The 13,346-nt window shown below is 44.6% G+C and carries 10 protein-coding genes; 5 read left to right on the forward strand and 5 right to left on the reverse strand.

Translation table 11 applies throughout. The features are described 5' to 3' along the window. Positions 1 to 100: 100 nt before the first annotated feature. Both ACED53_RS21225 and norR read right to left on the reverse strand, forming a co-directional pair. Positions 101 to 460 carry a glutaredoxin gene (locus tag ACED53_RS21225; protein WP_009845486.1) on the reverse strand — a complete coding sequence of 120 codons (360 nt, stop codon included), beginning with the start codon at positions 458 to 460 and terminating at the stop codon, positions 101 to 103. Between the two features lie 89 nt (positions 461 to 549). Then, positions 550 to 2,142: a nitric oxide reductase transcriptional regulator NorR gene (gene norR / locus ACED53_RS21230; protein ID WP_009845485.1), complete on the reverse strand. Its 1,593-nt coding sequence runs from the start codon at positions 2,140 to 2,142 to the stop codon at positions 550 to 552. 349 nt (positions 2,143 to 2,491) lie between these two features. On the opposite strand from norR, the gene hmpA reads away from it, so the two are divergent. After that, a complete protein-coding gene (gene hmpA / locus ACED53_RS21235; protein WP_017101787.1) occupies positions 2,492 to 3,688 on the forward strand; it encodes an NO-inducible flavohemoprotein in 1,197 nt (398 codons plus the stop codon). Positions 3,689 to 3,847: 159 nt separating this feature from the next. Here the strand turns inward: hmpA and ACED53_RS21240 are convergent, their stop codons facing one another. Both ACED53_RS21240 and clcA read right to left on the reverse strand, forming a co-directional pair. Continuing rightward, positions 3,848 to 4,828: a TDT family transporter gene (locus ACED53_RS21240; protein WP_029222915.1), complete on the reverse strand. Its 981-nt coding sequence runs from the start codon at positions 4,826 to 4,828 to the stop codon at positions 3,848 to 3,850. A 301-nt stretch (positions 4,829 to 5,129) separates the two neighbouring features. Beyond that, complete coding sequence (gene clcA, locus ACED53_RS21245) at positions 5,130 to 6,536, reverse strand: H(+)/Cl(-) exchange transporter ClcA (protein WP_029225590.1); 1,407 nt, start codon at positions 6,534 to 6,536, stop codon at positions 5,130 to 5,132. Positions 6,537 to 7,076: 540 nt separating this feature from the next. Here clcA and ACED53_RS21250 point away from each other — a divergent pair. From ACED53_RS21250 to ACED53_RS21260, 3 genes are all read left to right on the forward strand, one after another. Continuing rightward, a complete protein-coding gene (locus ACED53_RS21250) occupies positions 7,077 to 8,060 on the forward strand; it encodes a GTP-binding protein (RefSeq protein WP_017101788.1) in 984 nt (327 codons plus the stop codon). A 182-nt stretch (positions 8,061 to 8,242) separates the two neighbouring features. Next, positions 8,243 to 9,529: a DEAD/DEAH box helicase gene (locus ACED53_RS21255; protein WP_017101789.1), complete on the forward strand. Its 1,287-nt coding sequence runs from the start codon at positions 8,243 to 8,245 to the stop codon at positions 9,527 to 9,529. A gap of 164 nt (positions 9,530 to 9,693) precedes the next feature. Further along, a complete protein-coding gene (locus ACED53_RS21260; protein WP_017101790.1) occupies positions 9,694 to 10,314 on the forward strand; it encodes a LysE family translocator in 621 nt (206 codons plus the stop codon). Between the two features lie 240 nt (positions 10,315 to 10,554). On the opposite strand, the gene ACED53_RS21265 is transcribed toward ACED53_RS21260, so the two are convergent. After that, the gene (locus ACED53_RS21265) at positions 10,555 to 12,582 is read right to left on the reverse strand and encodes a PhoX family phosphatase (RefSeq protein ID WP_017101791.1); all 2,028 of its coding nucleotides are present in this window, start codon (positions 12,580 to 12,582) and stop codon (positions 10,555 to 10,557) included. Between the two features lie 254 nt (positions 12,583 to 12,836). Between ACED53_RS21265 and ACED53_RS21270 the strand changes: the two genes are divergently transcribed. Further along, positions 12,837 to 13,178 (forward strand): YggL family protein, encoded by a 342-nt coding sequence (locus tag ACED53_RS21270; protein ID WP_017101792.1) that lies wholly within the window; start codon positions 12,837 to 12,839, stop codon positions 13,176 to 13,178. The last annotated feature ends 168 nt before the right edge of the window (positions 13,179 to 13,346 follow it).

Below are 13,346 nucleotides of genomic sequence, written 5' to 3' on the forward strand. Positions count from 1 at the left end.
TAGTAAGACTCGCTACACTGTGCGATCTAAACACCTTAAATGATAGGTGTTGCCTCATGAAGAGGGATTTTTTGTATTTAGCTTGTGTTGCTTTTTCCGCTTATGCGAACTGTTTTTCTAAGTAAGATACGATATCCGAAGATTCGTACATCCACTCAGTTTTACCGTCTTTCTCGATACGTAGACAAGGCACTTTCACACGACCGCCGCCAGCTTCAAGCTCTGTACGGTGTTGTTCGTTGTTTTTTGCATCACGAAGTTCAAACTGAACAGACTGACGTTTCATCGAGCGTCGCACTTTTACACAAAATGGACATGCTTCGAATTGGTACAACGTGTGCGTTTTTGCCTGTTCGTTCACTTTGCTTTGTTCTTCTTGAGAACGCTTCACACCGCGTGGGCTGAAAACAAAATTCAACAGCAAGATGACGCGACCTAAAAACCAACGGATAAACTTCATAACTCTCTCTACATATTTAAAATTAGCGTTACAATTTGCAGCATTATATACACAAGTTTTGTCAGATGCTCGCAACAAACCGCTAATATCTATTTTGTCCGTTCGATCGTGTGAGACTTCGCCACATTTAGCCCTAAACGTTTGGACAGTCGAGTCAGGTTTGCTCGGTCTGTTTTCAGAACTCGCCCTGCTTGCGCCCAGTTAAAGTTGGCATCTTCCAACACCTCAGTGATGATGCTGCGTTGAAAATCATCGGTAGCGCCACGTAAACCTGCAGATAGGTCGATCGTTGGTGTTGATAAAGGTGTGTTTTTTACCTGTGTCGTCGCTATAGGCTGATCTTGGTCGAGTGGGCCACAATCTTCTTTAGTGATTGTCACGAGATTTTTGTTAGTGCTACGAGCTAATGCTTTTAGTGCCGAACGGCTAATCACGTGCTCAAGCTCACGTACGTTACCTGGCCAACCGTAACGGTTTAGAAATACCAGTACATCAGAGCGGAATTTAACTTGGTTGATACCAAGTTTACGACGAGCCTGTTCTAGGAAGAAGCCTGCTAGCAAGCTGATGTCGTCACCTCGGTCTTTCAGAGCTGGCACTGCGATAGGGTACACACTCAATCGGTGGTACAAATCGGCTCTGAATCGACCGTCTTCAACTTCTTGCTTTAAGTCTCGGTTGGTTGCAGCCAGAACACGAACATCAATGGTTTGGATGTTGTCTTGGCCTACAGGTTGGATTTCGTTGTTTTGCAGTGCACGCAATAGCTTACTTTGTGCTGCTAAAGGCAATTCACCAATTTCATCTAAGAATAGCGTGCCGCCATCGGCTAGAGCAAACTTACCTAAGCGGTTTTTGTCTGCACCAGTAAACGCGCCACGAACGTGACCAAATAGTTCACTCTCTACCAAGTTCTCAGGAATAGCTGCACAGTTGACATAGACGAGTGGGTTACGTTTACGCTGCGATTGGTGATGCAGGGTTCGAGCAACGAGCTCTTTACCAACACCTGTATCACCATGAATCAGAATATTAAATTCAGAGGGTGCGACAACCGCGATATCGTTTTTAAGCGCGACCATGGTGTCACTATTACCAATCAATTCGCCGCCGTCACGTTCCCACGCTTCAACATTCAGCTCTTCCAGTAATTGCTTTGACTGTTTTGCTTGATGTTCAAGTTGCGAGAAAGTCATCGCCATTTGCATCGTAGAGGCAGCAATAGCAGCGAGAACTTCTAGGTTCCGAGCAGGAATATTCGCGAAGACATCAGGTTTTAGGCTGTCGAGGGTTAGTACCCCTAACAATTTGTCACCAAAAAGAAGAGGCAAACCCATACAGGCATGCATAGGCAAATCGCCGTCGTGGTCGATCAGTAAGCCATCGAAAGGATCAGGCAATGAGCTATCCGCATCAAAACGAACTGGAGAACGCGATGCACAAATCGCATCAAAACGTGGATGTTCTGAAATAATAAAGCGGCGACCGAATGTATCTCGACTGAGCCCTTGCATTGCGATGGGTACTAGCGTGTCGCCTTGAAGGCTTAAAAGTGCGACACAATCACACGTTATGGTTTTACGAATGGCATCGATTAAGCGATTGAAACGGTCTTGATCGTTCACACCGCTGGCTAAACCAATGGTCATTTCCATGAGAGTGGATGCTGAGATATCTTGCATAAAGGGCTCATACTGTTTGTATTTTTATACATGGTAGAGTCTTTATGACATAAAAAAAAGGTCTTTTTGACTAAAGTTTGAAGAGGGTTTTTGAAGGAATGCTAGGCACAACAAGCTTTCGCATGTTGGCACCGTTTGTGCAGTGTGTCCATTGCGTGTTGTCTATATGACTGAATAACTGACCTATCATTGATTTGAATCAATTAGTGCGAATTTATCAGTCCACGTAATTCTCATAAAAATAGTAGCCAAAGAGCTCATTGAGAAAGAATTAATATAAAGTCATCTTTAAATAAAATTAGTCAATTTGACATGAAAGGTCAAAAGACTAAGTGTTCGGAGTAAATCAATGCTAAACAATCTACATATCAACATCATCAAATCGACGATTCCTCTTTTAGAAAGCGCAGGCCCTGCTTTAACTCAACACTTCTATCAACGCATGTTCACGCATAACCCTGAATTGAAAGATATCTTCAATATGACTCATCAAAGAACAGGTCGCCAAGGTGTCGCACTGTTTGAAGCTATCGCAGCTTATGCAAAGAACATCGAAAATCTAGCAGCGTTAACCTCAGCGGTTGAGCGTATTGCACAGAAACACACAAGCTTTAATATTCAACCAGACCATTACCAAATCGTTGGTCTTCACCTAATTGAAACACTGCGTGAATTAGCTGCTGATGCATTCACCCCAGAAGTAGAAGAAGCGTGGACTGCGGCTTACCTATTCTTAGCGCAAGTATTCATCGACCGTGAAGCTGAACTTTACCTACAGCGCAAGCAAGCTGTTGGTGGTTGGGAAGCTGCACGTGCATTCGTAATTGCAGATAAAATTGAAGAATCAGCATTAGTAACAAGCTTCATCCTACAACCAAAAGATGGCGGTGACGTTCTGGATTATACGCCAGGACAATATATTGGTATCGAAGTGAAACCTGAAGGTGCTCAGTACAGCGAGATCCGTCAATACTCACTATCAGACAAGCCAAACGGCAAGCAGTACCGAATTTCTGTGAAACGTGAAGGCCAAGGTCAAGAAACTCAAGGCGTAGTATCTAATCACATGCACGATACTGTTGCTGTCGGTGATGAAGTTAGCCTATATGCCCCAGCGGGTGACTTCATGTATCAAGAGCGTAGCAAGCCAGTAACGCTTATCTCTGCAGGTGTGGGTGTAACACCAATGCAATCAATGCTTGAGTTCTTAAACAACCAGCAGAAAAACGAACCTGTACTGTACCTTCACGCTTGTGAAAACGTAGGTCAACACTCTTTCACGACTCGCGTTAAAGATATTGTTGCCGATAAAGGTTGGGAAGCGAAAACGTGGTACATGAACAAAGGCGAGTCTGCGTGTGAGAACACACATCAAGGTCAAATGGATCTAGCGTCTATCTCCGATACTAAAGGCTTTGAAGAGAGTGATTTCTATATCTGTGGCCCTGTTGGTTTCATGAAAAACATCGTAGAGCAGCTAGACGCACTTAAAGTAGATCGCTCACGCGTACACTACGAAGTCTTTGGCCCTCACGCTAATTTCTAATAGTTCTCGACAGTTCTATTAACACTCGCCTGAACTATTGACACCTTGCCTATTCAAAGGCCTCACATTGTGAGGCCTTTTTTCGTTTGGTTTGTCCAGCGAGAGACAATTGGAGATTGGAGTAGGGGGTGATCAGGGTAAGATCTTCTGGTGTTCGTTTTAAGAACGCTTAACCTTTTTGGACATGTAATCAGAATCAAAAAACTCAGGCCAGTACATTTTCACATAACCGCCTGCCACCCAAATCACTAGGATGGTCGCGATGGTTAATTCAAAGAAGCCGAATTTATGCAGCCAATACCATTGTGGGTATTCAGCACCGAAAAATGTGGTTAAGCGGTGCATAGCAATGGCGCTGATCACGGACGGGAAGGTGACGGCTGCAATCGAAGGTTGGAACTTAAGACGCATTAGACGGATGTAACATAAGTAAATCAATAGAGTCATGGTGATAGCAATGCCAGCCAATGCTCCTGTCAGAATCGGATCTGGGTTGTCGAAGTTCACCAAGTAAGCGGCTAAAGATAAGTTAACCGGAGCCGCCATGATTGCGAGTGTTGGTCTTGCTCGACGTGGCAGGTTTCCTTCGAATACCAAGCGGTACAACACCACTGGCAGCATGAGGAAATAGATACCGATACAAGTGGCCGCCAGTGTCTCTGAAAAAACGGTGTGTCCAAACTGTGTACCTGCTAAGGAACTGCTGATTAACCCCACGGGATACAGGAACCAACTCGGCACAATGTTCGACATTTTGAAATTGAGGATCTGGAAACTAAAGAACAACACCATCATGGTAAAATGCAACAACAACGCGCAGAACCAGACTGGATAGGCGATTATTGGAGATATCTCGGCGAGATAGTCACATAGAATCAATAACGCCATGCTCATCGGCGCCATTAAGCTTCCGCTAAGTGGATGGCGAATGTCATTGATAAAAGTATCAAAACTTGTGAGATAACGAAGTAAAACGGGCAGCAATAACAGTGCGCCAAACGCAGCAAGGTAAGGACGAATGAGCTCACCAACCCCTGGAAGATATAATGCCCAAGCTTGCCCCAGCCCTATAACGCCAAGTGCTAAAGACGCCTGAGATGGTGGAACATTCTTTACTTGGGTTAATCTTCTCCAGTTCAACGACTTGCTCCACTCAGTTAAATGTAGAACGTATACTCTAATCAAAACGTTCAGTCATGCTCACAATCGGTGTTGTTAGGCATGTAAATAATTTCGTGGATAATAGCAAGTTTAACGTTTGCTTTTAAGGTTTTGATTCGAAATTGATATATAAAGCGCGATGAAAGTGTTTTTGATTTTCTTGAGTGTTCTATAAATATTGAGCTTGGTTTGCTTATTGTAGTAGTGGAATTTGACTGTATTAGTGGAACTTAACGAGTTACGTTTAAGTCCCACATTTGAACTGAAGTTTTCAATGTAATTAACGAACTTCCTCTTGCTGAGGGAGATCTTGCTGTCTTAGTTTCTCGTTTTTCAGCGTACGGTTAAGTAGTTGGCTGTAAATTGGCTGACCACCTAACATCTGAGCAATGATTACCGCGCCTAAGCAGGTGATGATCAACGGTAAGATGAGGTAGTAGTTATTGGTCATTTCAATAACCAACAGTATGCCAGTGATAGGTGCTCGCACGGTGGCGGCAAATAAGGCGCCCATGCCGGCAATCGCAAACATACCCGGCTCTATGTTCAGTTCAGGGAAGAATGCAGCTGCGATAAGCCCAAACGCGTAACCAAAGAGTGTTCCTAGAGCAAGCATTGGTGCAAAAATACCACCCGGTGCACCAGAGCCGAAACAAAGTAGCGTGGTCAGCACGCGCCCTAAGAAGATTAACAGCAGCACGTTTGCGCTGTAGTTGCCATTAGTGATATTTGGGATGATACCAATACCACCGCCAGTCAACTCCGGTATATAGAGCAGCAATAAGCCAAAGCAACCGCCCAACAGGGAGCCTGTCATTAAGTAGCGTTTACGGTCATTCTTGTGTATTGCCACAAACAGGTCTTGCGAAAGTGTAATCAGCTTATTGAAAATCACACCAAACAGGCCGAACAATACGCCTAACAACAAGAATAACCACAGAGCATCGAGTTCAGGCGGTTGGTATTGAGGCATTGTGATAACGGCAGATTGGCCATTGATCGAACGAAATACAATATTGGCTGAAACCGCCGAGATGATGACGGCTTTGATTGAAATGAGTGAGTAGCGAAACTGTGGTCTCATCTCCTCGACTACAAACATGATTCCGGCGAGTGGTGCGTTGAATGCCGCGGCCAAACCACCTGCGGCACCCGAAGCCAATAGTGAATGTCGGGCGTCGTCATCTTTGACTCGAAAGATATCGGTGACCATGCGGCCAATACTGCCGCCCATTTGAACGGTTGGTCCTTCACGGCCTAAAACCATCCCAGAACCTAATGCGCCCATACCGCCAAAGAATTTTACTGGCAATACTCTCCACCATCGAACAGGGCGCATACCGTCCATCGCCCCTTCAATTTCAGGGATGCCTGAGCCTGCAGCCTCTGGAGCGAAACGGTGAACGAGGAAGTAACCAATAAAGGCAAATGCAGCACTAATAAGGAAAGCGGCGAGCCAAAGAGGTAAATAGCTACCAATCTCATCTTTTAGCCAATCGGTACGAGTTTCGGTGATGAAATGAACTGCGACTTCGAAATAGGTACCCACCACGCCAGCAAGTACACCTACAATACAAGAAAGAAAGAGAACGGAAGCGGGTGTCTTATCTCTTGAGAGAAATTGATTAATAGCATCCCTTGGCATTTTGGCGAGTAGGGACTGCTTAATTTTCTCTCTTCTGGTCATTGAGATAAGGCTCCTGAATGGGTTGAGGCGGGACTGCAATAAATTATACGCGTCCTCTGCATATCCTATAGCAGCAAAGATGCAAAGTTGAATTTCATTTATGGAATATACGTGTTACATAAATGGAATCTATAGGCAATAGTTGAATGGCCGTCACAATTTTGATCGATTCTCCGGTGGCGGCTTGAATATCCCCAAAAATGAACCATAGTTAAATCGTAAAGCAACATAACGAACCGCAAGGAGAAGTGAGGTTTTACACACAATTTGGATGGATTCAGAATAAAGTTTTAGTTCCTCGTTAAATGTTCAGGTCGATATTTAAGGCTTCCTGATTCGCGAACTCACGATTGAGTAACGAGGGTGAGGCGTACTGAGTAAGTACGCCTTTAGTTCGTCTGGAGCATTCCTTTTTCATAGTTCCCCCCTTTCTAGTGACACTCATACAACTTCTGGCTTAAATCATTCTCCGTATAAACAAGCGATTGGGGTCAATTTCTCCGTGATTGTGTATATACTCCTAAAAAAAGGAGAACTGATATGACCAAAAAAGTTCCTACAAACATAATTACGGGTTTCTTGGGTGTTGGCAAAACGACAGCTATTTTGAACCTGCTCAAAAATAAACCTGAGAATGAAAACTGGGCTGTTCTGGTTAATGAGTTCGGGGAAATTGGCATCGATGGCGCATTGATGACAGATCAAGGTGCTTTGATTAAAGAAGTACCGGGTGGCTGCATGTGCTGTACCGCTGGTGTGCCTATGTCAGTGGGTATTAATGCTTTACTACGCCAGAAGCCGGACCGTTTATTGATTGAACCTACAGGGCTTGGTCATCCAAAGCAGGTTATTGCGACGTTAACTTCAGAGCAATACACACCTTACGTTGACCTAAAAGCGACGCTAGGTTTGGTTGACCCAAGAAATCTGTCGATTGAGAAATATACGTCTAATCAGAACTTCAATGATCAACTGGACAGTGCAGATGTGATTCTTGGTACTAAGGTTGACCTTGTTCATTCTGAAGACATCGATGTGTTCAATGATTGGGTGACGGATCAAACGCCAGCAAAAGTCTTCCATAAGCTAATTCACGATGGTGAAGTGCCATTGGAAGTGTTGGACATTGAAAGAGTATACGGCAGTGCTTCCTCTCATATTGAAGCGCATCATCACGATCACGCTGAGCAAGAGCCTCAATTCCAACTTCCTCCCGGTGAAGCTTTCATCCGTAAAGAGAATAAAGGACAGGGCTATTTCAGTTGCGGTTGGCTATTTGGCGCAGAGCATAAGTTTGATTTTGATGCGCTGTTTTCAATGCTGTCGGATCTAACGGCTGAGCGTGTAAAAGCCGTAGTGAACACCGACCAAGGTTGCTACGCATTCAATGTGGCGAATCAAGTAGTGTCAGTGAATGAAATTTCCCTTGATGGCTTTGAGTCTCGTCTTGAAGTGATCGACTCGCAGTTAATGCCTTGGGACGATCTCGAGCAGATTCTACTCAAGCTGTGTGGCATCAAATAGCCCTGTTTTTGCTGTTTGAACTAAGGATCTTGGTGTTTACCTCGTTGAAGGTGGGGTAAACACCAGATTAAATGAGAAAGTTTGCGTTATATCACGATAAATGTGAGATAAATCACTCTAATTACTTTATAGTGCTCGGCTGAAATAAGAATGTAGGCTGTCTGCTTAAGGAACCCGTAACAATGTCATTTTCCTCTCAAGGTTTTGCTCCTGAATTAGTCAAAGCGTTGACTGAGTGTGGTTATGAAAAACTCACTCCAATTCAACAAAAAGCGATTCCAATGGCTCGTAAAGGCCATGATATTTTTGCTACTGCTCAAACCGGTACGGGTAAAACAGCGGCATTTTCATTGCCTGTTATCCAACACCTTTTGAACAGCGGCAAAAAGGCTTCTAGAGGAACGGCTCGCGGCCTTATTCTTGCTCCAACTCGTGAGCTTGCTGCGCAGATCGCTCAAAACATTAAAGACTACGTTAAATACACGGAACTAAGCGTTTCAGCGGTTTACGGTGGTAACAAAATGTCTTCACAAGTTCGTCAATTAGAGCTGGGTGTGGATATTTTGGTTGCAACACCTGGACGTTTAGAAGAGCACTTAGAAGCGGGTAACGTGGCTATCGCAAACCTAGAATTTCTAGTATTTGATGAAGCTGACCGTATCCTTGATATGGGCTTCATTAATGCCGTTCGTAAGATCATGCTAGATGTAGAAACATCACCGCAAATCATGATGTTCTCTGCAACGACTTCTACTCAGTTAAACCAACTGTCTGTTGATATTCTGCGTAAACCAAAACGTATCAGTGTTGAGCGTGAAAACTCAACGGCTGCAACTGTTGGTCACGTGGTGTATCCAGTTGATCAAGAGCGTAAAACAGAGCTACTTTCTGAGCTGATCGGTCGTAAAAACTGGCGCCAAGTGCTTGTGTTCGTGAACTACAAAGAAACAGCAAACGATGTAGTTAAAGAGCTCAAGCTTGACGGCATTAAAGCGGTACTTTGTCACGGTGATAAAGCGCAAAGTGCTCGTCGTCGTGCGTTGGATGACTTCAAAGAAGGCAGAGCGCGCGTAATGGTTGCAACCGACGTTGCGGCACGTGGCCTTGATATCGAAGACTTACCACACGTAATTAACTATGACATGCCTTTCCTAGCGGAAGACTACGTTCACCGTATTGGTCGTACAGGTCGTGCTGGTAAACAAGGTCATGCAATCTCTTTTGTTAACCGCGAAGAAGAGCTGACTGTTGTTCAAGTCGAAAAACTGATTCAACAACGTATTCGCCGTGTTGAACAACCGGGTTATGAACCGAAGAAACGTGATGCTTACATCGAGAAGCTGAACACTAAATCGGCGTACAAAAACCGTCAGGGTCGTAAGAACAACGCGAACGAAGAGCCACAAGATCAAGCAAGCGCTGAACGTCGTTTGACTATGATGAAGCGAATTAAAAACCGTCGTAAGTAATTACGGTTGGTGATTGAAAAGAGCCACTGTTATGTGGCTCTTTTTGTTTGTATTGATCGCAATATTGTTTATTGTCATCACTGCTTCGTTTCAACCTCGCTTCATTTCAAGCCCGATCAAGAAACAAGAACTATTAAATAGAAATAAGTCGATAAGGTAATAATATGGATAGCGCACTACTTTGGGCTTTTATTCCCACGTTTTTCTTCGTGTCAATCACGCCCGGCATGTGTATGACTTTGGCGTTGACGCTAGGAATGAGTGTTGGATACAAGCGTACATTATGGATGATGATCGGTGAATTGGCTGGTGTTGCGGTGGTTTCTATTGCTGCGGTATTGGGTATTGCATCTATTATGTTGAACTACCCGTGGCTATTTACGGGCTTCAAATTTGTTGGTGCAGCTTACTTGTTCTATCTAGGCGTTCAGATGTGGCGTTCGAGAGGCAAACTGGCGATCAGCACTGACAACCAAACAACAAAAGTCAGCAATGATTGGGACTTGGTGGTTCAAGGCTTTGTCACTGCAATTGCGAACCCAAAAGGCTGGGCGTTTATGATTTCTCTGCTGCCTCCCTTTATTAACAGCAATAAAGACTTAGCGCCACAGTTGTTGATTTTAGTGTCGATTATTCTGTTTTCTGAGTTTGTTTGCATGACCTTATACGCGACAGGCGGAAAGAGCTTAAAGCATATGTTGGGCAAAGCCGATAACGTTAAGTTGATGAACCGTATTGCTGGCACGCTGATGATGGGCGTTGGTGTTTGGTTGTTCGTGAGCTAGCGATAATGGTTAGAGATCTCTGACTCAGTCGTTCCTCCTTCTCGAGGATGACGGTGCGTGATTTGGTTTGGGGTGAAGAGCAGTTTACAAAGTCGCAGATCATTAGTTGAATCAAAGATCGTATAGAATTTAAAAAAGAGCGATAGGGCATTTGGCCTTATCGCTCTTTTTTGATTTTACTTAACTAGCGAACAGAAACTAGATAACAGTAAGGTTGCTGATCTTAGGTAGATTTGCTTATTAAACCGCGATTTCACCGCCGTCTTCACGACGAATCACAACGGTAGATGCTCTTGGGCGAACATTGCCTTGAGTTTGTGCAGTTGCATCGTCTGATGATGGCCAGTTTGCAGGGTGTTGAATGTTCACGAATAGTGATTTGAAATCTGGGCTGATGGTAAAGCCAGTCACTTCACAACCGTTTGGCCCCACAAAGAAGCGTTTAAGCTGTGCTTGGTTATTTACGTCAATCACCGCGCTGTTGCCTTTGTCATCCGTTAACTGAGATGGAACAACAGCCAGCATTTGATCGTTGGTGTAGCCTGTAACTTCGTCTGCGCCGTTATCTGTTTGAATCCATAAAATACCACGAGCATCAAACGCTAAGCCATCAGGGCTCGCGAATTGGTTCATGTCTGTTAGACCTGAGCGGTTAATTGACTTGTCTTCCACTGCTGGAGAACCGAAGACAAAGATATCCCAATCGAACTCGCCTGCTGTTTTGCCTTCATCCCAACGAATTACATGACCGAACTTGTTGTCTACGCGAGGGTTCGCAGAGTTCGCTTCTTTACGCTTGTTGTTATTAGTCAGCGTAAGGTAAGCCGTCCCCGTCATTGGGTCAACAGAGCACCATTCAGGGCGATCCATTGGCGTTGCGCCTACAAGGTCGGCTGCGCCTGCTGTATTGATGATAAGCGCTGCTTGAGAATCAAATGAATCACCAAGTTTGCCGCCGTTCGTGGTCTTGCTACTCAGAGTTAGCGGTAGCCAAGTGCCTGAACCATCATCGTTGAACTTAGCCACATATAGTGTGCCTTTGTCCATGTACTTGTCACCCGCACTTAGACGGTTACTTGGCTCAGCGTCACGCGGGTCCCATTTCTCTTCAGAAACGAATTTGTACAGGTATTCAAAACGAGAGTCGTGGCCAGAATAGAACACGATTGGCTCGCCTTCGGTCAACTTACCAAACGTACAACCTTCATGACGGAAACAACCCAATGCTGAACGTTTCTTAGCGCGAGAGTTCGCTGTGTATGGGTCGATTTCAACAATGTAGCCGTGACCATGTGCTTCGTTACGGTAGTCATCAATCGGCGAATCAGCGCTTGGTGTTACGTCAAAGCGTGCAAACTCGTCTAAGCGTTCTTGTTGGTTGCCAGAAAGCGTGTCCCAACCGTAACGTGTTTTGTCGGTTGCGATGCCAATACGTTCTTGTGCTGGCGTTGTCTCGCCTTTGTTAACAAAATAACCCGGCCAGTTTTCTTCACACGTTAGGTAAGTGCCCCATGGCGTGTAGCCATTACCACAGTTGTTTAACGTGCCACGAGCTTGGCTGCCGTCTTGTGAGAACTTGGTTTTGGTAAATTCACTGTGAGCAACAGGGCCAGACAGGTCCATTACTGTTGCGCCTGTATAGCGGCGGTTCAGTGGATCGTTATCGACCATCACCCATTGGTTGCCTTCAAGTTTCACACGAACCACACTGACACCGTGCGCGTTGATCTCTTTACGTACTTCATCAAGGCTAGGGCGAGCGCCTTCGTTGTATGTTGGGCCGTTGGCGTGCAGCGCTTTTTGGTCGATGTATTCGTGGTTGATCACCAACAAACCGTCGTTGCTGTTGCCATTAAGCGGGAAGAAGTGCATGCCGTCGTGGTGCATGCCCAGTGAGTTTGCTTGATCTTGTGCGTTGTTGGTTCCATCTTTTAACCAAGCCTTGCCTTGCTTGTTCAGTGGGGTACCCCAAGGAACCAATACTTGTGCTGTATAGCCTTTTGGTACAACGACACTGTCTGTCAATGATCCTTTAACCGATTCGAATGCAAGTGTTGCAGTGCTTTTTTGTGCGCCCGTTGCTTGCATTGTCGCAGCGTTAGCCGTGCTGTGACCCGCTAAACCAAACGCGCCAAATGCGGTCATTGCACTGATGCCTAAACCGCCTTTCAGAACATTTCTTCTTGAAAGGTTCGCATCTAAAACTTCTTCGAAGGGTTTGTTTTTGCTCTTGTTAAAACGAGTGCTATCAAATGTTTCCTTGCTCATCTCGACTGCTTCCTATTGGCTGATTTTATTATTCGTTATTCATGACTAACTCAGTTATTAACTAATGAGTTAATAAGTTTGGTCAATGTGTGACTAATCGTGAAGCAGTTAAGTGACAGATTTTTATAGATTTGATTAAGATTTTGTTTCTGTAGCATGATTTTTTCTGCTAAGCCTCTCGTGCAATACAAAACTCTTGGGAATTAACGAAGAACTGTGTATAAATGCTTTATCAAACGAAAAGAGAGACAGTTATGAAATTAGATAAAATCGAAAACAAAAATCGCCGCCTACGCAAGAAGTTATACCTAGGTGAATTCGCTATTCTAGGTTTTGAAGTAAGCTGCACGACTTCGATTGCTGATTTTGACCAATACGATGTGTTCATCGATGAATTTATCGATTTTATCGACAGCATCGGCCTGTGCTTTGGTGGCGGTGGTTTAGAGCTGTTCGAAGGTTTCTTATGTTGTATTGAGCGCTACCGTTCAGTGACAGAAGCAGAGCAACTGCAAGTAGCGCAGTGGCTTGAAGCTCGCGCAGAAGTAAGCAAAGTAGAAGTAAGCGAACTTGTTGACGCAAACTACGCATTCTAAATTGGTGTTGTTCGGCGAACTCAGTTGGAAGCGAATAGAGCTTTCCTAAGAGAAGCTTTATACATCAGTGAAAGGCCCAGTCGGTATATCGATTGGGCCTTTTTGCGTTTGGTTGTCCCGTCCTGAAATGTGTTTACACATTGAGGACGAATTATGACTACTTCAAAT

The organism is Vibrio sp. 1F169 (genome assembly GCF_041439605.1).
Taxonomy (GTDB): domain Bacteria; phylum Pseudomonadota; class Gammaproteobacteria; order Enterobacterales; family Vibrionaceae; genus Vibrio; species Vibrio tasmaniensis_A.